This window comes from Rhizobium ecuadorense (assembly GCF_001187535.1).
Taxonomy (GTDB): Bacteria; Pseudomonadota; Alphaproteobacteria; order Rhizobiales; family Rhizobiaceae; genus Rhizobium; species Rhizobium ecuadorense.
The window spans coordinates 1-207 of the sequence record NZ_LFIO01000426.1 but is presented as its reverse complement, the minus strand read 5'-3'; the positions used below and the strand labels follow the sequence as shown (position 1 = coordinate 207).

The following is a 207-nucleotide window of genomic DNA, read 5'->3' as shown; positions in this document are numbered from 1 at the left end:
CTCCTTTACGCCGCCGTTTTCACCGCCGCCCTTGTCGCTGTCGAAGCGATCATGCGCAGCTACTTCAAGAGCTCCGAACGACACCGCGCCGTGAACCATCGGTTGAGCTTGCTCGAGGTCAGCGATGATCATCGCAAGACCTATAGCGATATGCTGAAGGAGCGCGGTGCCGGCGGCGGTTGGCGGCAAACCCCCATCACGCAGCGG

General features: G+C 61.8%; 1 pseudogene. It reads left to right on the top strand.

Annotated elements, in window-relative coordinates:
* Positions 1-207 (top strand): annotated as a pseudogene (locus tag AF337_RS45250) (type II secretion system F family protein); the annotation flags it as partial.